This is a genomic window from Micromonospora sp. NPDC005161, assembly GCF_053599855.1.
On sequence record NZ_JBSFYQ010000006.1, the window covers coordinates 186,270 to 210,556 of the forward strand.

Genomic DNA, 24,287 nt, shown 5'->3' on the forward strand with positions numbered 1-24,287 from the left:
CGAAAGGAGCTGGACCGATGTCGAAGACCGGCACGTTCGTGATCGTGGGAGCCGGGCTCGCCGCCGCGCGGGCCGCGCAGACGCTGCGGGAGGAGGGCTTCGAGGGCGGGCTCGTCGTGATCGGCGACGAGTCGGAGCGACCGTACGAGCGGCCGCCACTGTCCAAGGGTCTGCTGACCGGAGGCGCCGAACCCGATAGCGTGTACGTGCACGACGCCGGGTGGTACGCGGAGCACGACGTCGACCTGCGCACCGCCGTGCGTGCCGTCGCCGTCGATCGCTCCGACGGGGAGGTCCAGCTCGCCGACGGCCAGCGGATCCGCTACGACAAACTGCTGCTGGCGACCGGCTCCAGACCCCGCGACCTCGCGGCATCCGGCGTCCACCTGGACGGGGTGCTGCGGCTGCGCACCCTCGCCGACAGCCGTCGAATCGCCGCGGCGCTGGTGGACGGCGCGCACGTCGTGATCATCGGAGCGGGGTGGATCGGCCTGGAGGTCGCCGCCGCCGCCCGGCAGCGCGGCGCCACCGTCGACATCGTCGAAACGGCCACGCTGCCGTTGCGCCGGGTGCTGGGCGACGAGATCGCCCAGGTGTTCGCCAACCTGCACCGGGACCACGGCGTCACCTTCCACTTCGGCGCCGAGGTCCGCGAGATCCGCGGCACCGGTCGAGTCTCCTCGGTCCTGCTGGCCGACGGAACCGAGGTGCCCGCCGACTCCGTGGTGGTCGCCGTGGGCGTACAGCCGAACACCGAGCTGGCAACCGCGGCCGGCCTCACCGTCGAGAACGGAATCGTCGTCGACGCGTCCCTGCGCACCGCCGACCCGGAGATCTACGCCGCCGGTGACGTCGCCAACGCCTACCATCCCGTGCTGCGCCGGCGCCTGCGCGTCGAGCACTGGGCCAACGCACTCCACGGCGGCGCCGCGGCGGCCCGCGCCATGCTGGGGCAGCCCGTCAGCTACGACGACCTGCCCTACTTCTACACCGACCAGTACGACCTGGGAATGGAGTACGTCGGACACGCCCCGCCCGAGGCGTTCGACCGGGTCGTCGTCCGGGGCGACGTCGCCAAGCGCGAGTTCATCGCCTTCTGGACCGCCGGCGGGCGGGTGCTCGCCGGCATGAACGTCAACGTGTGGGACGTCGTCCCGTCGATCCGGCGGCTCGTCGCGACAGCCCAGCCGGTCGACCTCGACCGACTGGCCGACCCCGCCGTGCCGCTCGACGAGCTGCAGCCGCCCTCGGCACCCGGGACGCAGCTCGGATAGGCGGCGTTGAGAACGTGCACGACGCTCCGGGTTGGCGTGGTCGGCCTCCTGCTAGCGGACAATCAGCGTCGCGGTGGCCTGGTGGACCAGCGAGCCGCTGGTGCCGGTGATGACCATCGCGAACGTGCCGCGCGGGGTCCGGCTGGCGGTGTTCACCCGCAGGGTGGAGGCGCCGGCGGCGCCGACGGGGTTCGGCGTGAAGCTGGCCGACGAGCCGGTTGGCAGCCCGGTTACCGACAATGCCACGGTGCCAGCGAATCCGCCGATCGCCGAGGTCGACACGGCGTAGGTGGCGGTCTGGCCCCGCTGCACCGTCGCCGCCGACGGCGAGACAGTAAGCGAGAAGTCCGGTGCCGGGGTGACCACCAGCGTGATCCCGGTGGAGTGGCTCTTCGAGCTGCTCGTACCCGTCACCGTCAAGGCGTACGTCCCTGGCGGCGCCGACCCCGACGTCGCGATGCGCAGGCTCGCGCTGCCCGGTCTGACGACGACCGACGGCGAGAAGGATCCCGTGCCGACCGAGGCCGGCAGGCCGCTCAGGCTCAGCCCGACTGTGCCGGTGAACCCGTTCAGGCCGGTGACGCCGATCGTGTAACCGGTGCTGCCGCCCGCGACGACGCCGGCGGAGGTCGGCGCGGCGACGAGGCCGAAGTCGGGCGGCGGGCTCACCACCAGCAGCATCACCGCCGTCCGGCTCAGTCCGCCGCTGGTGGCGGTGAGGGTCAGTGGGTAGGTCCCGGCCGCGATCGTGGACGCCGTGGTGACGGCCACCTGGGCGGAGCCCGTTCCACCCGCGATGACGGCCGGGGTGATCGTCCAGGTGGCCGGTGTGCCGGAGAGGCCGCCGAGCGCGAGCGCCACGTCCCCGGCGAAGCCGTGCACGCCCGAGACGGCGACGGTGTACGTGACCGTGCCGCCCGGGACGGTCGTCGCTTCGGGAGGCGACGCCGCCACGTTGAAGTCGGGCGCCGTGGCGAGCCACTGGTAGGCGGCGAGCGCGTCCACCCTGCCGTGCCCGTACGTGTTGTCCGGTCCGGGCTCCCCCAGATCCACCGCGGCGCTCTCCAGCGCGCTCTGCTGGCGGTCCGCGCCGAGGTCGGGGAACGCGCCGAGCAGCAGGGCGAGCACCCCGGCGACGTGCGGCGCGGCCAGCGACGTGCCGGACACGTCACGATAGCCGCCGTACAGGTCGGTGGTCCGAACGCCGACGCCGGGCGCGCTGAGCCGCGGCGCGATCGCCTGGGCACACGCGGACGGGCCGCGACTGCTCGATGGGTCGATGACCCCGCCGTCGTCGACGGCGCCCACCGAGAGGGCCTCCGGGTTGTTGGCCGGGCTGAGCACGGTGGAGGGATCGGGCCCGTAGTTGCCGGCGGAGAAGACCGGCAGGATGCCGGCCGCCCGCAGGTTGCGCAGGTCCGGCTGGAAGTCGAGATTGCACCCGCCGATGCTGCCGCTCCAGGAGTTGTTGACCACGTCGGGTGCGTCCGGCGTGGCCGGATTGCCGTCGGGGTCGAGCAGCCACTGGAAGCCCAGATGGATCCGCGAGGTGGTGGTGCTGCCGTGGTCGTTGAAGATCTTGACGGCGATCCACTTCGCGCCCGGCGCGACGCCGATCGACGTGCCCCCCGCGGAACCTCCGACCAGCACGCCCATCGTCGCCGTCCCGTGCCCGTTGACGTCGGTCGGCGTCGCCGGGTGTTCGCCGTTCGGGTCGTACCAGCTGTTGCTGCCGCCGCGCCAGCTCGCGGTGAGTTCCGCATGGCTGCCGTCCACTCCGGTGTCCATCGTCGCCACCACCGTTCCCTGGCCGGTGAGGCCGAGGCTCCACAGCGCCGGGGCGTTGACCGCGGCGATGTTCGGCTCCACGGGGGCGGCTGTGGTCGACGGGCCGGCCGTCGACGGCGGGGCCTGGACCGTACGGTCGGGGCGGATCTCGCGCACGTCGGGCCGTGCCGCGAGTTCGGCGATCACCGACGGCTGGGCGACTATCGCGACCGCGTTGACCACCCACAGGGGCAGCACGTCGGCCACCAGGCCCTGCCCGCGTCGCCGGGCGAGCAGGCCGAGCATGCCGGTCTGATCGGCGCCCGCCCGAGCGCGCAGGGCACGTACGAGCGCGACCGTGCGCCGGTGGCGGCTCGGCGCCACGACCGTGTTCGGGTCGACCTGGGACCTGAGCACGACGATGGCCCGCACCATGCCGGCACGTTCCGCGGAGGCCGTCGGGCCGGCATCGGCGGACGCCGTCCCGGCTCTGGGGCTCGCCGTCCCGGAGGCCATCAAGGCCACGGCGAGAGCGGCGGCGACAACGGTTCGCCTCATCGGGCATCCTCCCGGATCCTCTGCGCAACTTCGCCGGTGGGCATGGCTGCCGGCCGGCGGCGCCGCACGGCCGTCAGGCGCCAGCCGGCGAGCACCGCCAGTAGGCCGAGCACGGCGGCCGCGGCAGCGTTGGCGATCGGAGCGAGCCGGTCGCGGGACGGCGGCCGCGCGGCCGCCGGTGCGGATACCGACCATTGGAGGGGCACCGTCAGGCGCGCTCCGCCGCGGTGGATCACCGCTGTGACCTGTACGAGGCCGGGTCCGGACAGGTTGCCGATGCCGAAGTACCGGCCCGGCTCGATATCGCGCAGGGGCACGGCGGTTGATCCGCGGTCGAACTCGACGGTGACGTCCTCGATTTCCGCCGGTGGTGGGCGGCGCGAGCTCGCGGCGAGAACCGTGAACCCGTTGGTGCCGGGCTGATTGGGGGTGACCGTCACCGAGACCACGACGTCGCCGACGGATCCGTTCCGCGTGACGGCGGTGGGGGCGCCGGCGTCGAGGGCCGTGGAATGCCTCGGCGGAGGCGTCTCGACCAGCGCTCCCGCCAGGAGCAGGAGCACGACACCCGCCGTGGCCTCGGCCGCGAGGAGCCGTCGCGACGGCGGTGCGGCGAGCCGGGCCGCTGTCCGCCCGTGCAGTCGGAGGGCGCTGGCCAGGCCGAGGCCGCCCGCCACCGACAGCAGCACGCCCTTGGCGATCAGCAGCCGGCTGTACGTCGTGTCGACCAGCGCGCGCACCGACTCGACCTCGCGCCCGGCGCTGTAGAGTCCGGTCGCCACGACCAGCGCCACGCAGACGGCGGCCAGCACCGTGAAGCGGTGACCGACGGCCTTCAGCAGGTCGCCCCGGCCGGCGGCCGGTCCACCGCGGCGGGCGAGCACCACCGCCAGCGTGACAACGCCGCCCAGCCACAGGCAGGCGGTCAGGGCGTGCACGGCGATCGCGGCGACTGCCACGGTTCGCGTGGCCCCGACCGATGCGGCGTGGCCGCCGAGTGCCTCGACCGTCACGGCGACCGACCCGAGCAACCCGACGGCCACCCACGGTGCCGGGCCGCGAAGGTGCGGCCCTCGGGCCGGGGATCGCAGGGCGGCGGCGACGGCGGCAAGGGCGAGCAGCATCGCCTCACGGGCCAGCCAGAGGTTGCCCCAGCGGGTGCCGGACAGCAGGGTGGCGGCCGTCGAGAAGCCGAGCGGACCCGACCGGTACGTCTGGGCGACCAGGTCGGCACCGCCGACGACCGCCGCCAGCCCGCCCGCGCCGGCCGCGAGCGTGAGCGCCCGCCGACGCGCCTCGTCGACGGCAACGCGGATCGGCTCAGCCGCCGCTGCGCCGACGGGGCGGAGCACGACCGCGGCGACTGCCAGTCCGCCGATCAGCCCGGCGAGCAGGCACAGGCCGAGCCACCGGCGGACGATGTCCGGTGGCGGCGTGCCGTCCCGGAATTCGGCGGCCTGCAGCGCCGGCGCACCGGGCGACGGGCTCCCGACCGTGAAGATCACGACCCCGTCCGTGGTGTGCCCGTCGTCCTCTGCGAGCACGCGCCAGGCGATGCCGTACGTCCCTGGTGCGAGCGTTGGCAGCTCGAGCACGAGCTGGCGAGGGCCCCGGCGGTCGGTCGCGATACGAGTACCCTCGACGGCCCGCCCGGTGCTGTCGAGCAGCGACGCGGCGCTGAACTCGGGCGAGATGTCCTCGCTGAAGCGCAGCAGCGCGACACGGGGCACCGCGGTGACGGTCGTGCCGTTGGCGGGCTGCGACTCGACCAGCACCGCGTGGGCGGCCGCGGGCCGCGCCGGCAGGAGGACGAGCAGGAGCGCACCGGCTGTGCCGAGCAGCCGCAACCAGATGCGGGCATCCGGCCGGCGGGCCGGGTCAGCGGACCGCGACATGCTCCACCTGCGCATTGCCCAGCAGCACGCTGACCCTGCCGCCGCGATGGATCCAGTTTCCGGGGTTCTCGAACACCAGGTAGTAGGTCACGCCGGTCCGGTACGCGCCGGTGTGGGAATGGTTCATCAGCAGCTCGTGGGCCACGAGACCGGTCCGCTCGTCCACCACGGCCGGTGGGGTGCCCGCGTCGTGCAGGGTGTTGGCCAGTTCCGGGTCGACGATCGTGAAGCGCAGGTCGACCAGTCCTCCCCCACCGGTGACCGCCACCCGGGTGATCCGAACGCCGCTGCGCTGGCCGAGACTGTCGGCGTCCACGACCGGCCGCGCCCAGGCCGCCGGGACGGGGTTGTCGGCGGTCTTCGCGTCGTCCGTCGAGGCGCGCCAGGCCGACAGGGCGAACGCGGTCAGCGCGATCGCCAGGACGAAGCCGGTGAGCCCCCCGGCGAGGCGCGCGTGCCGCCCGCCCCAGCGCCACCGGCCCCTTCCCGCAACCGGGGTGCCGCCCCGATCGAGTGGATCGCTCATGGCCGTACCTCACCTCAATGGTGGATGAAAGTCAGCATCCCGCCGCCGGTCGCCGGGGTCGGGCCGGTGCCGGTCTGCACGCCGTTGGTGAGGTGCTGCTGGCGGTTGTACAGCGGGAATCCGTGTGGGCTCGGTCCGGACCCGGCCGGCATCGTGGCGATCGCGTCCTCGGTCGCGCCAGCCGGGATCGTCTCGGCGTTCGCGTCGAAGGGGACGTTCAGCGGCCGGGCGTCGCGGGCGAGCACCCGCTCGTGCATGCCGAGCAGCAGCATCGTCGTGTTGTCGTAGCCGGCGTTCAGATAGCGCAGCAGCACGCGTTGTCCGGCTGCCGCCGTGATGCCCGGTGCCGTGTCCGGGTAGGCCCTGCCGTTGATGAGCCAGTACGTCGCCCGGTAGGCGTGCATGTCGAAGGTCGCGGGTGCGGCGTTGAAGGCGGGGTCGATGGCGCTCAGGACGAGCAAAGCCTCCACGTCGTACGCGGTCGTCGTGGAGTTGTAGGCCTGGTTGGGCGTCGCCGGCCGGACAATGAGCGCACCGGAGAGCCCCATCGCCGCCTGGCGTCCGGCATCGCCGCCGCTGCCGTACAGGTAGGTGCCGGGCGCGTTGGCCGTGAAGGTACGGGTGACCGTCGCGCCGACGGCGGCGTCGGCCGGTCCCGCGTTGAAGGCGATGCCCGGGATCTCGAACGAGAGCGGGTGGCCGGCGGGGAGGTTGTTGGTGACCGCGAGCGTAACGGTGTCCCCGACGTTGACGGTCAGGGGCGGCCCCGGCAGGACCGGCGTGACGCCGGCACAGTTCCCCGGCGTTGCCGTCGTGCCGAAGCCCCAGATCGGGACGTTCACTCCACCGGCCAGGGTGACGCTACCGGCCTTCGCGCACACGTTGATGGACACCGGTGCGGCCGAGACGCTCGGGCTGCCAACCCCGAGCCCGGCGGCGATCAGGACCAGGACGAGCAGACTCCTGGTCGTCGTCTTCCACGCATGTGCGCGCATCGCCGATCTCTCCTTAACCTCGCGGCCGGTCATGGCGCGTCGTAGGTGAGGGCCATGAGGTTGCCCCATGTCGAGAAGGGGGTCGGGTTGGGGGCCGTGTACCGCTGCGTGTGGACGAGCACGCGGACCTGGCCGCCGTTCGCTCCGGTGCCGACGTAGGCGCTGGCGGGTCCGGGCAGCGTCCACGTCGAGGTGAGGTCGCTGGATCCGACGGTCCGCGGCTGCGTCGGCGGTGGCGGAAGGGTCACCCACCCGGCAGAGGTCGCGGACGAGCAGCCCGCCGCACCCGCGATCGTCCAATTGCAGATCTTGACCGTCTGCTGCGGCTGGTTCGAGCTGATCGTCACGCATGTGGTGGCGGTCGTGCTGCCGCAATTCTTGCCCTTATAGGTCACCTTGAGGTTCTGGGCTCCGGCCGGAATGCCGGTGAACGCCGCGTACCAGTCGGTTGCCAGCGGGGTGATCGTGGCGCCGCTCAGGTGGCTCGCCGCCACCGTGCCGAGTTGGCCCCGTGCCACCGTCCAGGTCGTGGTGCCCTGTCCGCCCGTGACCAGCAGAACCTCGTTGTCGATCCGAACGTGGTAGGTGCCCGAGGCGGGGAAGCCGGCGGCCGAGGAGACGGTGATGCTCGCCTGCGTGGCGGTCGTGGCCGTCGGCCGGGTCGTCGTCCTCGGGTTCACCATGTAGTACCTGCTGTCGTCCGCGGCGAGGTCGGAGACGCTGCCACCCTTGAGCGCACCGCCGACGATGGCGCCCGACGTCGGGTAACCCGTGCACCCGCCGGACGGATCGACCCGCAGCAGGGTGGCCATACCGCCGAAGCCTTCGTCGAAGTTGGTGAATTCATTGAGCGCGTGGCTGTGCCACGGGAAGTACCACTCGCCGCAGATGTTCTGCGACACCACCCCCGTCGGCAGGGTGCCCTTGTAGCCCAGGTATGGGCTGCCGCCGTACCAGGTGTTGCCGTCCTTGAACGTGACGTCGCGGTAGTTGGGCGGCGGCACCGGCAACGGGTGGGTGTTGGGATCCCACTGGTCCTGGTCGTCCCAACGCAGGAGGAAGTCCTCGGTCTGCCCGGAGCCGATGGTCTCGCCGAAGTGCTCGGTGGACGCCGAGCCCCCGCCGGGCGCGCGCAGCGGCCGGCCGTCCTGCGCGATCAGGGTGGTGTGGTTGCCGTGCGGGTGGAAGGGATGGTTCAGGGCACCCACGTTGATCATCCTGACCAGAGCGGGCGGAGTGCCGGGCGACGTCGGGCGGATCCGCACCAGTGCCCCGTACGGCTGGTTGGGCAGCAGCCCGGAGCCGTTGTCCTGGATGGTGTCCGGGAAGTCCCGTCCGTTGATGGCGAAGTAGCGATCGCGCCGGGCGTTGACGTCGTACGTCGCGCCGGTCTCCACCGCATGGTGCAGCTCTGGATCGATCTCGCTGAGCAGCAGGAGGTACTCGCGCGAGGGGTCGAACGCCGTCGTGGCGTCGTAGGCGTAGGCGGGGCCGAGGCTCGGCCGCACGACCAGAGCGCCGTAGAGGCCCATCTCGATCTGCTTGGCGATGCCCGAGCCGCTCTCGTACAGGTACGTGCCCGGACTGCCTGCCACGAAGCGGTAGCTGACGGTCCCGTTCGTCGCCGCCGCCTCGGTGGTCAACAGACTCGTGGCGCCGCCGGTGGCGGTCACCGCCGCGTCCTGGCCCGGGAACACGATGGAGGCGGGCTCTGGCAGGTTGTTGGTGAGGTTGACGACGACGGTCTCCCCCTGGGTCACGCACAGCACCGGCCCCGGGCTCTGGAACTGCCCGCTGTCGGGGGCGTCCGCGTTGGCGTAGCTCCACATGAAGACGCTGTTGCCGTCAGGTGTCTCGATGTAGCCGGTCTTCGCCACCAGGTTGAAGGTGTGGGTGCCGCCCGCGACGGTGCCGGGGGTGCAAACCATCCCGACCTTGGGCGCTTCGGTGGGAAGCGCGTCGGCGGGTCCCGGTACAAGCAGCGCCGAGCCGGCGGCGAGCGTGACGACGGTGACCAGCCGTTGGGCTCTCTGCCTCATCATGGCTTTTCCTTCCGCGACGCGCGGCCACGCCCACTCAGACATAGGTCTGGCCCACAACGGTTTGGGCCGGAAGGGGACGGGTCGGCGAGTAGACCCGGACCTCGGTGATCATTCCCCCGGGTCCCGGGGCCGCTGAGCCGAAGTTCGAGAGCTTCCGCCAGTCCCGGTTCTTGAGGTAATAGACGTTGTAGCTTCCCCAACTGTCCGACCCGGAGGGGCGTGCGGTGTCGTACGGGGGCGCGTCGAACAGGACGTCTCGTGCCTCTCCCGGTCCGACGTAGAGGGTGTTCGTCCAGTACGACGTGTCGACGGCGCCGTTGCGCAGCAGCGCCGCGTCCTGCCCGATGACATGCATCGGAATGCCCGGCAGTTGCATGCTGTGCTGCTGGTAACCGAGATTGGCCAGCCGCAGGAGGGCCCGATCACTGGGGTTGACCTGGACGAGCGCGGAGTTCGGCTGGCTGTAGTCCAGGGCGCCGCCGTAGTTCGGGTTCGGCGTGGCGATGCGCATGGCGGTCGGCAGGCTCGGGCTGTCGTTGGGCAGCACGGTCTGCGGGTAGACCCGGCCGTTGATGGTGAACCACTGCGGGTCGTAGTCGGTCGGAATGGACTCCTGGATGTCCCGGTCACCGTCGTGAAAATCTGTCCACAGCTCGTTGAGCAGGAGCGCGAAGTGGCGGTGGTAGCCGGTCGACCCGTCGCCGTCGTTGTACGCGAACCTGGTGAACCCGCCGATCGAGGTGCCGTCCTGCAGGGGCCGGACGAAGACGATCCCCGTCATTCCCATCTCTACGTGCTCGACGTCCTCGAAGTGGCAGTGGTACATGTACGTGCCCTCACGGTGCGGGCGGTAGAAGTAGGTCAGCTGTTTGCCGATGGGCACCGCCACCGACACCTCGGGCACACCGTCGTTCAACGGCGACGGCAGGTCGAAGCCGTGCCAGTGGATGGTGTGGGAGTCCGTCAGGTCGGGGCGCTGCAACAGACCCAGGTTCGTCAGGGTGATCCTGATGTCGTCGTTCTGCAGGAACTCGAGGGTCGGTGCGGTGTGCTTGGTGTGCCCCTTGTAGGTGGAGATGAGCTCCGCCACCGACAGAGAGGGGTCGACGGGAACGAAGCCGAAGATGTAGAGGGGGTTGCCCTCCCGGCCGGGGACGCTGAGGTACCCGTCCGTGGCCACCAGGGACAGCTCGGTCGTTGCCGCCTCCGCGCGGCGGGCGCCGAGGGGACCGTACGCCGCGGTCGTGCCGACGATTCCGCCGGCAGCGACTCCTGCCGCGCCCCAGCCGACCGCTCTGAGGAACGCTCTCCGTGTCGAAGTTCGCGCCATGGCTTTCACATCGGACTCCTCACTGGCCGCTCGGGGGGACGAGCACCGTTATTCCGGCCAGTTCGTCAGCGCCCAGATCCCACGGTGTGGTGTCCCGCCCCGACAGCCGCAGCTGCGGACGGCTCTGCCCGTCGATGTCGCCGGGGGTTCCGGTGGGAGCGCCGATCGCGGTGGCGGAACACGCCGAGATGCTCGCCGGTACCGGGGTGTTGGAGCAGCGCACGCCGCGGTCGATCGCCGGCGAGGTGACCTGGAGGTGGTAGTCACCGGTCAGTCCGACCGGCGGGTCCTGCCCGGTGATCGTCACCGCCGCGGTCTGCGGGTCCAGCCGCGACCCGGACACGGTCAACTCGTTGCCGAACGGCGTCACGAACAGCGGGTTCTCGCCGATCCGGTTCGCCTGGCCACCAGGCAGTGCCCGCAGCACGCCGTCCGGTCCCAGGATCTGGCCGTTGGTGAGCGTGGAGTACCGGGCTGTGAACGTGTCGGCGTTGTTGGTCGTTCCGCGCACCTCGAAGTCGATGAACCCTCGGTCGACCAGGGTGGCTCCCGGGCCGGGCTGGCTCAGGGTGAACGCGTCGTTGTTCCAGAAGATGTTGTTGAACAGCGCCACCGGGTTGGAGAAGCGCGGCGAACCGGCGGGCAGCGTCGCCTGGAACAGCGGGTCGTTCGCCTCGGAGGCCAGGCCGGCGGAGTGCGGGTTGCCGTCCGAGTCCTCCGACGATCCGGTGGAGACGTTGTTGGCCACGGTGTTGTTGACGATCGAAACGTTCGACGAGTCGTCCAGCGTGATGGCCCCGCCGACGTCCGCCGCCCCGTTGTTGTTGATCATGTTGTTGCGGATGTTGATCCGCGCGGTGAGGGCGTCGAGCACGAACATCCCGCCGCCGTCGTCGCCGGAGTAGTTGCTCTGGACCAGGTTGCGGTCGACGTCCACGGTCCCGGTCCCGTCTCCCAGCGCGGCCGGCGAGCCCACCGGCAGCTCGGTCTCGATGGCGATGCCGGCGCCGGAGTCGACGGAGTCGTTGTAGTAGATCTGGTTGTCGTGGATCCTGCCGCCGGGGCTGAGGCCGATGTGGGAGACGCCGGCTCCGTAGTTCACGCTGAAGTTCGAGCAGATTATGTTGCTCGCCAGCTCGTACCCGTTGGAGCCGTAGAACAGCCCCACGGCGCCGGCCTGGGTCAGGCCGCCGTTGCCGGTCAGCCGGTTGTTGGCGATCCGCACGTTGTAGTTGTGGTTGACCCGCGCGCCGGTTCCGCGCGGCCCGGCGTCGAACGGCTGGCCGAGCGCGATCCCACCGGCGACGATCCCGCCGTTGTTCTCCAGCACGTTGTTGGTCAGCTGCATGTTGTTGGCGGAGGCCTGCAGCTGGATGCCGCCCGCCCCGTCGCCCTGACCGGTGGTCAGGCCCAGGCCGTCGATGCGGGCCCGGTTGAACGCCGCGGTGAGGCCGGTGCCGATGTCGTAAGCCGTCGCAGTCTTCGCCAGCACGGTGATGTCCGCGCCGCGCAGCACCGGGTGGTTGCCGACCAGGCCGTTGTTCGTCACTCCCGCGTAGGGCGAGTTCGCGCTGATCGTCGCGTCGTAGTCCGATGCGTTCTGCTGGAAGTACCGGCCGTCGATGACGGTGCCGGGGACGTTGAACCGCGCGTCCTCGGGGTCGCGGGCCTGCAGCTCGTGGGCGCCGATGATGCCGCCGGGGCCCCGTCCCTGCAGCTTGAGCGGCTTCCACAGCAGCACGTTCTCGTTGTAGACGCCGGGCGAGAGCACGAGCAGGCTACCCGGGACGGCGCTGTTGATCGCGTTCTGCAGGGCGTGCACTCCGCCGTTTCCGGTGGCCGGCGGTGGCGGTGGCACGTTCACCACGGTCGGCGTGTAGGTGACGACGTCCGTGCCGGAGCCGTTGCTGCCCAGCACGTGCAGCGTGATGCCGTTGACGCTCGACACGCCACCGTTCGCGTCCGCCGTCGTGATCGTCAGCTGCTTCGGCCCGGGCCGGAAGGTGGAGCTGAGCGCCGGCACATTCAGCACGATGTTGTCGGGCGTGGAGCCGCTGCCCGGGGTCCAGCTGACGATGCCGCCGTTGGCCCGGGTCAGGGTCTGCACCTGGCCGGTGCGGCCGTCGGTCAGTGTCGCCCGGACGCCGGTCGTGCCCGTGGCCGTGCCGGGTGCGCCGATGAAGTCGGCCTGGACGGTGATCTGCCGGCTGCCGGCGGCCGGCACGACCGGGGTGGAGATCTGCAGCAGCTCGGGCCGTGCCGGGACGGCGGGGTCCTCGCATGCGGTGCCGGAGATCGGGTCCAGCGGCAGGTCGAGCTGCGTGGTCAGGCCGGGCCACGCCTCGGCCGGCGTAGTGGCGACAAGCAGGTTCGGGTTGAAGTTGGTGTTCGGGTGTTCCTTGGTCCCGGGGTCGTCGACCTTGACCAGGTACATGCCGGGGCACGGGCCCTGTGGGATCGGGCAGTTGAACGTCTCGGTGGAGGGCACGAGCACCTCGAACGAGCCGTCGGCGCTGGTGGTCACGGTCGTCAACAGCCGCCAGGTGTTCGCGTCGTACGGCTGGTTGACGTTCGGCACGGTGTCCACCCGGGCGTAGATGCCGACCGGAATGCCGGCGATCGGCCGCGGCTCGCCGTACCACGGGGACAGCTTGTTGCGCTCGAAGTAGATGTCGTTGAAGACCTGTCCGACCAGGCGGCCGGGCAGCTGCACGTCGCCGGTCCGGTGGTCAGCGGCGTTCGTGCCGTTGGGGTCGGTCCGGAAGTTCGTCATGAGGAAGAAGTCGGCGTTGGCGTTCTGGCCGTTCTCGAGAACGACCAGGCGCTTGTCGCACATCGGCCGGGACGTGCTGGTGGCCTGGTTCCCGGTGTAGTAAACGCTCCGGGGGGTCAGCGTCGACTGGTCGATGACGTGGCTGTCGCCGGCGCACGGCGGCGGTGGGATCTGCGGAGCGAACTGGTTGCCGAGGTCGACGTTGACGTCTTCCTCCCGGACGATGTGGTACAGGCATCCCTGGCCGCCGCCGGGGACGGCGCCCTTCGGGTTGCTGATCCGCTGGGTGGCGCCCGACGGGTTGCAGGCACGGGTGTCTGCCGCGTCCTTCGGCATGACCACATGGGTGATGTACGTGCCGGCCACGAGCGGGTGATCGGACGGATCCGAGCCGTCCGTGCACAGGTCCGTTCCCAGGTTCAGGCCGCTCGGGCAGTAGTCGGCGAAGGCGTAGCCGCCGTCGAAGGCCCCGTCCTTGGTCTGCTCGCCGGTCAGCGGCACCTCGAGGCAGTTCGGCCCGATCTTGGGGTTGAACTGGGCGGTGATGTCCGCGCCGCTGATGTCCCGGATGGGGTTGCAGCTCTGCGTGAAGTTGTTGCCGTCGGGCTGCGGGTCCTGGCTGGCGTTTGGCTGCTGCCAGTGGTCGGTGACGTACCGGTTGAGGACCACGTCGTCGGCCGTGTTCGGCTGGCGGTCGGGCCCGGGGCCTTCGAGCAGAACGGTGACGTTGGGAATGCCCGGCTCGTAGTCCTCGGCGGCCTGGAACCGCGCGTCGAACTCGTTGCGCGTGGTGGCGTTGAAGGTGATGCCGACGATCTGGCCGGGCGTACCGGCAGGGTAGTCGCGCTTGCCGAAGTCGACCGTCGCGCGGTGTCCCTCGAGCAGGAGCTGGTTGTGCAGCAGACCGCCACCCTGGTTGGTCGGCACGCACGGGTTGGCCGGTACGGCCGGGGGCGCCACGCTGCAGGACGGGGTGACCGCTCCGGTGTGCTCGTCGTGCACGGAGGGGCCGGGGTAGGCGGTGAAGCGGGCGAAGCCCTGCTCGTTGACGATCCACCGGCCGAGTGGGCCGCCCTCCGCCGTCGGGTACTCGTAGTGCCCACGGGCGTCGGTGAACGTCGATTCCTTGATGGAGCCGTCCCGCCACCGCTGGTCCACGTCGGTGGTCGGGATCGGCGCGTCGAGGCCCGCGTCGTACTTGCCGTTGTTGTTCAGGTCCTTGTAGACGTGCCCGTCCAGCCAGCCGAACCAGCGGGACACACCCAGGCCGACCTCACCGTCGTCGCCGGTGTCGTTGACGTCGACGGTCTGTCCTGCGCCCACGGTGAGGGGTTTGAAGCGCATGATGTAGCTGAGCTGCTCATCCCAGACCGACAGGTTGTAGGTCCCCGCCGGGACGTGCGGGATGTCGAAGTTACCGTCCTCGTCGCCCCGGCCGATGTAGACGGTCTGGTCGGTGGTGCTGTCGGACAGCGCGACGAACGGGTTCTCCACCGGCTCGTTGTAGGTGCCGGTCGTGTAGGGCGCCCATTCCACCCAGTTGCGCGCCCTGCCCGTGATCTCGCCCGTGCCGCTGGTGGCGAACGGGGTGGGAGAGCACACGAAGCCGAACCAGTACGCGGTGCGGTTGTTCGGCGGTTCCCACAACTGCTCGCCCGGAGCGCCGGTGCCGTCGCTGCCCTCCTCGACGGGGGCCAGCAGCTGCAGCCCACCGTCGATGGTCGTGGTCTGGTACCACCGGCTGTCAGGGTCGCTGTTGCAGGGCTGGTCCGGCGGATGCACGTCGATGAAGTACGTCGCCGGCCCGAGGTCGTCGAGCTGGGTGAACCCGGTGTCGTCGGTCAGGCAGTTCCCGCCGCAGAGCGGATTGTTGTTGTAGTCGACGGTGACCGCGTTGCCGGTCTGCTCCTCGAGCCCGACCTTGAAGCCCTCCAGACCCGCCTCTTCGGTGTCCGGAGCGCCGTTGGCCCACGTGTTGTCCTCGAACACGAAGACCCGGATCTTCCCCAGCGGCAGCGGGTGGTCCTCGCTCTGCTCGGTCAGATCGATCCGCGCGGTCAGCGTTCCGTCAGTAGCGGCATCGATGGGCAGCGTGATGTGCTTGCCCCACATCTTGTGATCCAGCGAGCGGACCGAGATCAGGTAACGTCCCGCGGGCAGCTTGACCGTCGGACGGCTCTGGTCGCCTTCGGCCACGATCGGACTGTTGCTCTCGGTGTTCAGGACGAGCGGATCGCTGGCCAGCTTGGTGTTGTCCGCGTTGATGATGTACGTGAAGTTCGCCAGCTGCCCGGCGGCCGGGTTGTCTCGAGCGGTCGCGAAGTCGCGCGCGTCCACGGTGACCGTGCAGCCCCCGGCCGGACACGCGGTGGCCGCCAGCGCCGACGAGGCGCCGGTGAATCCCATCACCGGTGGGAGAAGAGCGGCGACCATGAGGACGACCGTCGACGGTGCGATCACGCGGCGAGGTCGCCGGAATCGCCGGCGTACCGCAGGGAGAAGGATTGGCCCCGACCGTGGATCGACTCGGCCCGGACGGCGATTGTCCGGGGTCGCAGCCGATCGTCTGCTCGAAGGCCGTGGACACCACGTCTTCCATGCTGTCCGCAGCGCGCTCGTCATCGTCGCCCTCGACCGATCTGGTCGCATCGGCTCCACCTCCCGGCGCGACGCTCGGCACGGATCCCCAGATCAGGGCACAGGTCGTGCGTCACACTGATGATGGAGCCCGGAGGTCGGCCCGCGGCGTTCGTGACAGGTTTGTCATCTGGCTGTCATGCCGGAGGTCCGTCGGCCCGGATCTCGCGCAGTTGTCCTGCGCCGGGCGTTCGGGCCGCCTCAACCGCCTGGGGCGGAACCCCGCTGCTGGGGCGCGGGCGCCGCATCCGTAGGCGCCTGCTGCGCGACGAAGCGTGGGAAGACCATTGAGATCCTCGTACCTACGTCGGGCTCGCTCTCCACCCGCAGCGAACCGCCCCACGAACCGACGACGGCTCTTACGATCGCCAAGCCGAGTCCCGTGCCGGAGTACATGCCCGGGGGGGCCGGTGACGCACCCGCGTTGCTCAGCGCCTCGACCTGCTCCGGATACATTCCCTTGCCCGAGTCGGCGACCACCATGGTCCAGCTGTTTCGCGTGCCGATTCCTTCGACCTCGATCCGGTCACCGGTTTCGGTGAACTTGACCGCATTGTCAAGAAGGCAGTCGAGAGCCATCTCCAGACGGTCCTGATTGATCGACGCCATCTCGACCGTGGAGCACACGCCCCACTGGCGATCCGCAGCGGGCCGCCACCGCCGCACGATGCCAGCCAGCAGCAGGTCGACGTCTCGCATCTCGCGGACGTACGGCCCGTCCAACTGCATGAGGGTCACCAGCCGGTGGGTTATGCCGGCCAGCCGGTCCAACTCCTCCAGCACGATTCTAGTGTCCTCCCGGATCACGGGATCGGAAGTGGCAGCAGACACCAGCTCGGTGTGCCCACGGGCGATCGTGATCGGGGTTCGCAATTCATGTGACGCAAGCCGTACGAAGCGGTCCTGGGACTCGGCGCGCCGGCGCTCGACATCGGCAAGTCGGGCGACCTCGGCCACCATCTGCTGGCGTCGCCGCACATGCCAGACCATGACGCCGAACACCGCAGCCATCAGTGGCACCTCGGTGACTTCCTCCCACCCGATGGCGGCCGCGGCGGCATGGTGGACGAGGATGTATCCCGTGGTGAGCGTGACGGCGGCGAGCACGACGACCATGACAACCGGGCGCCAGGTGGTCAGTCCGTACACGACCGACAGCCCGATCCACACGAGATGGAAGGGAACTGTCTCCTTTCCGGGTAAGACGTACATCAGGCAGCTGTTGACCATCGCCGTGGCGGCCCAGGCGGCGAGGAGAAGGCGGTCATTCCGCGATGAATCGATACCCGACATTGCGTACTGTCTCCACCCGCTCGGGGGTGTCCAGCTTTGCTCTGAGCCGGCGAACGTACACGTCGACCACGTTGCTGCCTGGGTCGAACAATAGCCCCCAGACGTCGGCCAACAACTCGGCCCGGCTGCACGCCTGCCCGGCCCGCTCCATCAGGTGCTGAAGCAGAAGGAACTCCCGCAGCGACAGCTCGACCGGCCGGCCGGCCACCGAGGCGCGGCGCAGCCGAAGATCCAGGCGGACCGGCCCCACGGACAGGGAACGCTGCGCCGGACCGGGGGCGGGGCCGCGCATCCTCGCCCGTACCCGGGCCACCAGCTCCGCCACCGCGAACGGCTTGACGAGAAAGTCGGCCGCTCCCGCCTCCAGGCAGGCGACCCTGATGCCGATCTCCGGCACCGCGGACACGACGAAGACCCGTTGGTCGGGGCGGGAGCCAACGAGCCGGTCGAGGATCTCGACACCGCTGATGCCCGGCAACATCAGATCCAGCACCACAAGATCGAACTCGGTGGCGAGGGCCGCGTCCAGACCGTCCCGCCCGGTTCCGGCCCGCTCGACGACGTGCCCGTCGTCACGCAGCGCCCGCGACACGAGCCGAGCTATTCGGTCGTCGTCCTCCACGACAAGTACCAGCCCCACCGGACACCTCCGTCGGCGCCCGCAACATAACCGCCCTACCCTGGGTAGCCAAGACTTCTGTCGTAAGTCAGGCGCGGGTTGCGCCAATACCGGCACGGTCCACCGCTGCAGCGCCCGAGGGGCGGCGTGGGCTGCGGGTACGCGGTCGCGATCTCGGCAGGGCGCGCCGAAGGGCACGCCGCCCACGATTACCCCGTTGCCATCGACCGGTTGCCGTCGACGCGGAAGCACCCCGGTCGAGCACGTGCCCTCGTTTACTGGGTCGCAGCGGCTTGGGCGGCGCGTTACCTCGGGGGCCGCCGGGAGATACTCGCGAGCGGGGTGGAGTTGCCCGCCGTGCGTCGCGGCCGGCGTGCCGCAAGGCTTGCGCGCCTGTAGACGCTGACCTGCGTTGAACGCACCGAGGCCCCGCTCCCGGGTCGGCACGGGGCGATGCGCGGGCCACGAGAGCGGGGTCGGGTAGTGCGATCAGCGCTACTCAGGGGTAGCAGACACCCCCGTCGTCGAAGTGGCTCTTGCCGCCGCTGGCGTCACGGGCGTTAAGGGCGCCCGTGGGCTTATTCTGCGGGTTGATCTTGGCCGGCCCAAACTTGCCAAGATGAGGTTCTACCTGGCCCGTGCGGACGCAGTCATGCCCGTAGTTGAGGCCGGGGCTGGCCTGGGCGGGTGCCGCGAAGCCGATTACGGCAATCCCGCCCGCCGCCAACGCGGCTGCAAGTCTCCGCATGGTTCCCCCGTTCTGCTGCCTTCGGCCGGGCCTGGTCGGCCCAGGGAAGCCTGGGCAGCAGCTATAAGTTATGGGTTCACTACGGTGTGTATCGGGGTTATGCCGAGTTTGGGGTGAAGCGCAAGGGGACGGGCCACGCCCATCGCCTCGGGACCACCACGCCGTGGTGGTGGAGATGCGGTCCGTCGCGCCGCGGCACGACAGAGGTCACGCGTAGCCGACGAGTGTCGCCGAGCTGCTCACGGACAGCTACTAAGTCCTGGCGTCGAATAGCCTGGCCACCTTGGTGACCCGGCCGTGCGAGCTCGAACCGTACGTCACGCTAACGCTGCGTAGTGCAACGTCATTGCCGAGACAACCATCGGCAAGCGAGGAGCCGCAGGGGCGGCCGGACGACGGCGAAGTGGTGGCGCGAGGCTCCCTACCTCTTCCGTAACCGCTCAGGCAACGGCCTCGTGTGCACGACGGCCAGCTCACGGTTCTGCCGGGTGAGTGCCGTGTAGAGCGGCCCCTGACGGCCGAGGTCCTGCGGGAAGTCGGCGGGTTCGACCACGACGACGCCATCGAACTCCAACCCAGGGGCGGTGTCCGGGTGGGCCACCGTCACCTCGCGGCCCGAGTCGACGCCGCGGGCGGCGAACCAGCCGACGGCGTTGCGTAACACCTCGATAGCCGTGGCGGCTTTCTCGTCGTCACGGATCTCGGCGTAGGCGACCCGGGAGTGATCATCGACGACGGTGTGCACGAACGCCGTACCCATCTGAGGTTCGTAGACGCCGTTACGTGCCCCGGTCCGCCGTGCGGTGGCCTGGCGGTTGCGCCCGCCCTTGCTGGCGGCCGACGAAACGCCACCCGCCGCCGTCGGGGATGTTGCCGTACTTGGTGACATCCACCTGCAGCATCGCGCCCGGATGCGGGTGTTCGTAGCGGCGGATCGGTTCCCCGGTGACCCGGTCGATGTGTGACAGCCGGTGGAGTCGGCAACGCGTCAGCACCGCGTGCACGGTCGAGGCCGGCATGCCCAGGCGGCCGCCGATCTGCACGGGTCCGAGGCGCTGTTTCCACCGCAGGTGCACGATCTTGCGTACCAGCGGACGCGTGGTCCGGGCCGGGCTGCGGTGCGGCCGCGACGAACGGTCCTGCATGCCCTCGGCGCCCTGCTGCCGGTATCGCTGCGCCCAGCGGTTCGCGGTCGGCCAGGACACGTCATAGCGTTCGGCTGCTCGGGCGACCGACCAGCCCTCATCCACGATCAGACGCGCCAGGCGCACACGTGCGCGAGGGGTCAGGGCAGCGTTAGCGTGGGACACGAAGGCCTCCTGTTGCCAGAGCGGTTCCTAGACAGCTCCACTCCACAACCGGAGGCCTTCACCTATTTCAAGATCCCAGCCGTGTCACCAACGTCCATGGACAGAACACCTAGTTGCTGCCCTGGTCGTGCGGGACGGTGACGGTGACGGTGCAGCCCACCGGCCGTCCGATCTCGTCGTGACCGTCATACGTGAGGTGGTACATCCGGTCCCCGCCATTCCCGGCGCGTTCGGCCCGTAGCTTGCCACTCGCGTCCGGCGTGCCGACGGCGAAGCCACTCACGTCCGCGGCCTCACCACCGGTCACGCCGGTCAGGGTGAACGCGTTCGGGCCGAGGACGCCGTCGTGCAGGTCGACTGTGACGTTGACGTCGACCAGCTCATGGTTCGGCGGCCACAGGACCGGCCGGTCCACGGCACAGTCCAGCTGCCGTACCGGCAACGGGTTTGCCAGGGTGGCGGTGGCGTGCCCGATGGTCGCGGTGAGCCGGCCGCCGGCCTCGTAGTACATGTGCGCGGTACGCCCATCGAAGTAGAACGTCGGCGCGGCCGAGCGGCCGAGGTCGGGCGCTGCGGACATCGAGTCGTGCACGATGCCGAGGTGGATCTCCTGGTCGAAGTCCTGCCCGACGTCCACCGCGTGCATGTTGCCATCGGCTGCGTGGTAGATCACCAGGTTGCGGTCGTTCCAGCGCAGGAAGAACGGTCCCGAGGCGTTCGGCCCTTCGATGCCCTGCGGGGTCACGATCGGTTCGGGTTGCATGGTCCAGGTCCGCGCGTCGTTGGAGACCGCCCAGCGGATCCGCCGCGACACGGGCCCGGTCGGTCCGGGCAGTGCAGCGGTCGGATTGTCCATGAAGAGCATCAGGTACCGGGTGCCCAGGCGGGGCACGGACTGCTCGAACACCCGGGCGTAGGAGGTCTCGCCACCGGTCGTGTCGTTCCGGCTGACCGCCGTCCCGCCGTAGCTGAAGTGGATGCCGTCGTCGGAGGTGGCGTACCGGGTGATGGAGTTCTCGCCGTGGAAGTAGAGGAAGAGCTTGCCCTCGCCCTCGATCCACACCGCGTGCGGCGAGGAGATGTGGCTGACCGTCGCGTAGTACGGCAGCCAGGTGTTGCTGATCAGGGGGTTGGCGACGTACTCCGTCCACGGACCGTTGATCGAGTCGGAGTACGCGAGGGCGATCCCGCCGGGACGCTCGTGCGGCGCGTAGTACAGGTAGTAGGCGCCGAGCGGGTTGGGGAAGTAGTCGGCGGCCCGGATGACGCTCGGGAAGATGAACTCGTTCGTCGGGTTGTAGGTGAGGGTGCCCTTGTCGAACGCGGTGCCCTGGTAGGTGAACTGGGGGAAGCCGAGCCCGGGTTCGGCGGCTGCCGGCCGGGCGCCGGCTACTGCGGCGAGGAGCAGGCCGGCACTGGCGGCCGCCAGGACAGCGCGTCGGGACGGGGCGGATGGTCTCGTCATGCGGCTTCCTCTTCGGTCGGTCGGATCGGCGGCACGAACGGCGCGGCGCGGCGCGGTGTGACGCTCAGTAAGAACACAGGGGACACCGATCGGCTGGCAGCCCTTGGCACCACCCGAGCTAATACGTATTAGCATCTATGTTTCTCGAATATTGCGCGCCCGGCGGCGACTCTGTCAAGAGCCGGCTCGCGGCCCGGGCCAGACAGCGACCCGCCGCGAACCTCGACGGCTAATGCGCATTACTCCAGCAAGTTCACCGTGCCGAAATCTTGCGTCCACCCCTTGACACACGCCGGGCCACCGGCCAAGCTCCTTCCCAACGCCGACCGCTAATACGCATTAGCAACACCGGAAGGACCCGACGTGACCGCTCCCCCCAGACGTGTCACCCAGCGTGACATCGCGCGGATGGCCGGCGTCAGTCAGGCGACGGTGTCGCTGGTGCTCAACAATCGGACCGACGCCGACGTCCGCATCGCCCCGGAGACCCGGGACCGGGTGTTGCGGGTCATCGCCGAGACCGGCTACGCCGCCGACCCCGTGGCCCGCCGCCTCGCCTCGCGGTTCAACCGGATCATCGGCGTCTTCACGTACGAGCCCGCCTTTCCCAGCGGCAGCCGGGACTTCTTCCACCCGTTCCTGCTCGGCATCGAGGAGTACGCCGAGCGGGTCGGCTGCGACCTGCTGCTGCTCACCAGCGCACCGGTGGTGGACGGCCGGCGACGCATCTTCCACCAGGACAACCGGCTACGTCTGGCCGACGGGTGCATCCTGCTCGGGCGCGAGATCGACGGCGCGGAGCTGCACCGGCTCAACCGTGACGGATATCCGTACGTCGCCGTCGGGCGCCGCGACGACGCCGGCGGGCCGGTCCCCTACGTCGGCGCCGACTACGCCTCGGCGGTGGCCCAGCTCGTCGAGACGGCGCTGCGGCACGGTCACCGCCGCCTGACGTACGTCAGCATGGGCACCGCCGCGGAATCCTCCGAAGACCGGCTCCGTGGGTTCCACGCCGCCGCGGCGACCGCGGAGAGCGCCGGGCAGATGTCGGCAGTGGCCGCGGAGGCCGAAACAACCGTCGACACCCTGCTGGCCGACGGGACCACCGTCGTCTTCGTGGAGGACTTCGCCACGGCGGTCGCGCTGGAGTCGGCCACCCGTCGGCGTGGCCTGACCGTGCCCGGCGACCTGTCGATCGTGACCCTCGGCGACCCGACGGCCCCGGTCCCCACCGACATCGCGTTCACCGGGTTCCGCATCCCCCGCGAGGAGATGGGCCGACAGTCGGTCGAGGTGCTGACGGGCGTCATCGATGGCAGCGCGGCCGGCGTCCAGCAGCGACTTCTCCCCTGCGAACTCGTCGAGGGCGTCACCCTCGGCACCCCCGATCCGGCGGTCGACCGGCGCTGAGCGGTCGGCCGCGCAACTGGAAGGAAACACGTGGTACTCATGCGTACGGACGTCCTCGTCGTCGGGGGCGGACTGGGCGGCGTCGCCGCGGCGCTCGCCGCGGCCCGGGCCGGCCGGTCCGTCATCCTGACCGAGGAGTTCGACTGGCTCGGCGGGCAACTCACCAGCCAGGCCGTCCCGCCGGACGAACACTCCTGGATCGAGCAGTTCGGCGCCACCGCCAGCTACCGGGCGCTGCGCAACGGCATCCGCGACTACTACCGTCGCCACTACCCGTTGACCGAACGGACCCGGGCCTGGACCGACCTCAACCCCGGTGCGGGTTGGGTGAGCCGGCTCTGCCACGAGCCGCGGGTGGCCGTCGCCGTCCTCGAACAGATGCTCGCCCCGTACCTCGGTTCGGGCCGGCTTCGGGTGCTGCAGCCGTACCGGCCGGTCGCCGCGGAGACCGACGGGGACCGGGTGACCGGCGTGACGCTGGCGCACCGCGACCGGGACGAGCGGATCGACGTGGTCGCGCCGTACGTCCTGGACGCCACCGAGACCGGCGAGTTGCTGCCGTTGACGGGCACCGAGTACGTCACCGGGTTCGAGTCGCAGGCGGACACCGGTGAGCCGAGCGCCCCGGCCGAGGCCCAGCCGATGAACATGCAGGCGGTGTCCGTCTGCTTCGCCCTCGACCACGTCGACGGTGACCACACCATCGACCGTCCCGCGGGGTACGACTTCTGGCGCGACTACAAGCCCGACTTCTGGGGTGACCGCCTGCTGTCCTGGAAGTCACCGCACCCGCGGACGTTGGAGATCGTCGAGCGCAGCTTCACCCCCAACCCGGACGACGACCCGCTGAGCGTCAACGCCGATCAACGCGTCAACCCGGGCGATGGCAACCTGTGGACGTTTCGGCGGATCGCCGCACGGCGCAACTTCACCGACGGCGCGTACGGCAGCGACATCACCCTGGTCAACTGGCCAATGATCGACTACTTCGAGGGTCCGGTCATCGACGTGCCGAACGCGTCGTGGCACCTGACCAAGGCCCGCGAGCTGTCGTACTCGGTGCTCTACTGGCTGCAGACGGAGGCGCCCCGGCCGGACGGCGGCACCGGCTTCCCGGGCCTGCGGCTGCGCGGCGACGTGACCGGCAGCTCGGACGGCCTGGCCCAGGCCCCGTACATCCGCGAGTCCCGCCGGATCCAGGCCGAGTACACCGTGGTCGAGCAGGACCTGTCCCTGGCGGTCCGGGGCGACCACGGCGCGGTCAGCTACCCGGACGCGGTGGGCGTGGGCATGTACCGGATCGACCTGCACCCGTCGACCGGTGGTGACAACTACATCGACGTCGGCTCCTGCCCGTTCGAGATCCCGCTCGGCGCGCTGATCCCGAGCCGGATGGAGAACCTGCTGCCGGCCGGCAAGAACATCGGCACCACCCACGTCACCAACGGCAGCTACCGGCTGCATCCGGTCGAGTGGAACGTCGGCGAGGTCGCCGGCCTGCTCGCCGACTTCTGTCTGGCGCGGGGCGAGTCCCCGCGTGCGGTCCGCAACACCCCCCGTCTGCTGGCCGACTTCCAGGACCGCCTGACCGCGGCCGGCGTGGAACAGCGCTGGCCGCAGATCGCGGGCTACTGAAAACACCCCC

General features: G+C 70.2%; 13 protein-coding genes and 1 pseudogene. 3 read left to right on the forward strand and 11 right to left on the reverse strand.

What is annotated here, in order from left to right:
• The first annotated feature begins 17 nt into the window (after positions 1 to 17).
• Positions 18 to 1,274 carry an NAD(P)/FAD-dependent oxidoreductase gene (locus ACWD5O_RS08655; protein ID WP_450084924.1) on the forward strand — a complete coding sequence of 419 codons (1,257 nt, stop codon included), beginning with the start codon at positions 18 to 20 and terminating at the stop codon, positions 1,272 to 1,274.
• A 51-nt stretch (positions 1,275 to 1,325) separates the two neighbouring features.
• Here the strand turns inward: ACWD5O_RS08655 and ACWD5O_RS08660 are convergent, their stop codons facing one another.
• From ACWD5O_RS08660 to ACWD5O_RS08710, 11 genes and pseudogenes are all read right to left on the reverse strand, one after another.
• Positions 1,326 to 3,599: a S8 family serine peptidase gene (locus tag ACWD5O_RS08660; RefSeq protein WP_450084923.1), complete on the reverse strand. Its 2,274-nt coding sequence runs from the start codon at positions 3,597 to 3,599 to the stop codon at positions 1,326 to 1,328.
• Positions 3,596 to 5,494: a copper resistance CopC/CopD family protein gene (locus tag ACWD5O_RS08665; protein ID WP_450084922.1), complete on the reverse strand. Its 1,899-nt coding sequence runs from the start codon at positions 5,492 to 5,494 to the stop codon at positions 3,596 to 3,598. The genes ACWD5O_RS08660 and ACWD5O_RS08665 overlap by 4 nt, the downstream gene beginning before the upstream one ends.
• Complete coding sequence (locus ACWD5O_RS08670; protein WP_354966836.1) at positions 5,478 to 6,020, reverse strand: hypothetical protein; 543 nt, start codon at positions 6,018 to 6,020, stop codon at positions 5,478 to 5,480. Before ACWD5O_RS08670 ends, ACWD5O_RS08665 begins: the two co-directional genes overlap by 17 nt.
• Before the next feature lie 14 nt (positions 6,021 to 6,034).
• Positions 6,035 to 7,015: a multicopper oxidase domain-containing protein gene (locus tag ACWD5O_RS08675; protein ID WP_354966837.1), complete on the reverse strand. Its 981-nt coding sequence runs from the start codon at positions 7,013 to 7,015 to the stop codon at positions 6,035 to 6,037.
• Positions 7,016 to 7,044: 29 nt separating this feature from the next.
• Complete coding sequence (locus tag ACWD5O_RS08680; RefSeq protein ID WP_450084921.1) at positions 7,045 to 9,057, reverse strand: multicopper oxidase domain-containing protein; 2,013 nt, start codon at positions 9,055 to 9,057, stop codon at positions 7,045 to 7,047.
• 34 nt (positions 9,058 to 9,091) lie between these two features.
• Positions 9,092 to 10,237 (reverse strand): multicopper oxidase domain-containing protein, encoded by a 1,146-nt coding sequence (locus tag ACWD5O_RS08685; RefSeq protein ID WP_354966839.1) that lies wholly within the window; start codon positions 10,235 to 10,237, stop codon positions 9,092 to 9,094.
• A 169-nt stretch (positions 10,238 to 10,406) separates the two neighbouring features.
• Positions 10,407 to 15,593 (reverse strand): hypothetical protein, encoded by a 5,187-nt coding sequence (locus ACWD5O_RS08690; protein ID WP_450084920.1) that lies wholly within the window; start codon positions 15,591 to 15,593, stop codon positions 10,407 to 10,409.
• 405 nt (positions 15,594 to 15,998) lie between these two features.
• A complete protein-coding gene (locus ACWD5O_RS08695; RefSeq protein ID WP_354966841.1) occupies positions 15,999 to 17,090 on the reverse strand; it encodes a sensor histidine kinase in 1,092 nt (363 codons plus the stop codon).
• Complete coding sequence (locus ACWD5O_RS08700; protein WP_354966842.1) at positions 17,062 to 17,730, reverse strand: response regulator transcription factor; 669 nt, start codon at positions 17,728 to 17,730, stop codon at positions 17,062 to 17,064. Before ACWD5O_RS08700 ends, ACWD5O_RS08695 begins: the two co-directional genes overlap by 29 nt.
• A 1,349-nt stretch (positions 17,731 to 19,079) precedes the next feature.
• Positions 19,080 to 19,767, reverse strand: a pseudogene (locus tag ACWD5O_RS08705) (helix-turn-helix domain-containing protein); the annotation flags it as partial.
• Positions 19,768 to 19,876: 109 nt separating this feature from the next.
• Positions 19,877 to 21,232, reverse strand: coding sequence for a glycoside hydrolase family protein (locus ACWD5O_RS08710; protein ID WP_354966844.1), 1,356 nt, complete (start codon positions 21,230 to 21,232; stop codon positions 19,877 to 19,879).
• A gap of 363 nt (positions 21,233 to 21,595) precedes the next feature.
• On the opposite strand from ACWD5O_RS08710, the gene ACWD5O_RS08715 reads away from it, so the two are divergent.
• Both ACWD5O_RS08715 and ACWD5O_RS08720 read left to right on the forward strand, forming a co-directional pair.
• Positions 21,596 to 22,642, forward strand: a complete 1,047-nt coding sequence (locus ACWD5O_RS08715; RefSeq protein WP_354966845.1) for a LacI family DNA-binding transcriptional regulator — start codon at positions 21,596 to 21,598, stop codon at positions 22,640 to 22,642.
• A gap of 39 nt (positions 22,643 to 22,681) precedes the next feature.
• Positions 22,682 to 24,277, forward strand: coding sequence for an FAD-dependent oxidoreductase (locus tag ACWD5O_RS08720; RefSeq protein WP_450084919.1), 1,596 nt, complete (start codon positions 22,682 to 22,684; stop codon positions 24,275 to 24,277).
• Positions 24,278 to 24,287: the final 10 nt, after the last annotated feature.

What these genes read in the sequence shown, in the direction of transcription:
- ACWD5O_RS08655 (WP_450084924.1), top strand. Translation starts at nt 18, where the DNA reads ATGTCGAAGACCGGCACGTTCGTGATCGTGGGAGCCGGGCTCGCCGCC.
- ACWD5O_RS08660 (WP_450084923.1), bottom strand. Translation starts at nt 3,599, where the DNA reads ATGAGGCGAACCGTTGTCGCCGCCGCTCTCGCCGTGGCCTTGATGGCC.
- ACWD5O_RS08665 (WP_450084922.1), bottom strand. Translation starts at nt 5,494, where the DNA reads ATGTCGCGGTCCGCTGACCCGGCCCGCCGGCCGGATGCCCGCATCTGG.
- ACWD5O_RS08670 (WP_354966836.1), bottom strand. Translation starts at nt 6,020, where the DNA reads ATGAGCGATCCACTCGATCGGGGCGGCACCCCGGTTGCGGGAAGGGGC.
- ACWD5O_RS08675 (WP_354966837.1), bottom strand. Translation starts at nt 7,015, where the DNA reads ATGCGCGCACATGCGTGGAAGACGACGACCAGGAGTCTGCTCGTCCTG.
- ACWD5O_RS08680 (WP_450084921.1), bottom strand. Translation starts at nt 9,057, where the DNA reads ATGATGAGGCAGAGAGCCCAACGGCTGGTCACCGTCGTCACGCTCGCC.
- ACWD5O_RS08690 (WP_450084920.1), bottom strand. Translation starts at nt 15,593, where the DNA reads ATGGTCGCCGCTCTTCTCCCACCGGTGATGGGATTCACCGGCGCCTCG.
- ACWD5O_RS08695 (WP_354966841.1), bottom strand. Translation starts at nt 17,090, where the DNA reads ATGTCGGGTATCGATTCATCGCGGAATGACCGCCTTCTCCTCGCCGCC.
- ACWD5O_RS08710 (WP_354966844.1), bottom strand. Translation starts at nt 21,232, where the DNA reads ATGACGAGACCATCCGCCCCGTCCCGACGCGCTGTCCTGGCGGCCGCC.
- ACWD5O_RS08720 (WP_450084919.1), top strand. Translation starts at nt 22,682, where the DNA reads ATGCGTACGGACGTCCTCGTCGTCGGGGGCGGACTGGGCGGCGTCGCC.